This is a genomic window from Photobacterium sp. DNB22_13_2 (genome assembly GCF_052873915.1).
On record NZ_JBNNXU010000196.1, the window covers coordinates 1 to 255 of the forward strand.

Genomic DNA, 255 nt, shown 5'->3' on the forward strand with positions numbered 1-255 from the left:
GGTTATGCGGGGCCGTTGTCGCTGGAGGTCTTCAATGACGAGTTTCGCTCCGCCCCTGCGCGCTTGACGGCCCTGGACGGCATGCGATCGCTGATCTGGCTGGAGTCGGAAGCCGGTGGCGTTGCGCTGCCTGAGCCCGCCCGTTTTGCCGGCGTGGATTTCCTGGAGTTTGCCGTGGATGCCTCAGCCGGGCGGGAGCTGGAGACGCGCCTGCGTGCGTTGGGGTTTGGCCTGGCGGGGCACCATCGCTCCAAG

The 255-nt window shown here is 67.5% G+C and carries 1 pseudogene; it reads left to right on the forward strand.

The annotated features are described in order from the left end of the window. Positions 1–255, forward strand: a pseudogene (locus ACVA58_RS28335) (sugar phosphate isomerase/epimerase and 4-hydroxyphenylpyruvate domain-containing protein); the annotation flags it as partial.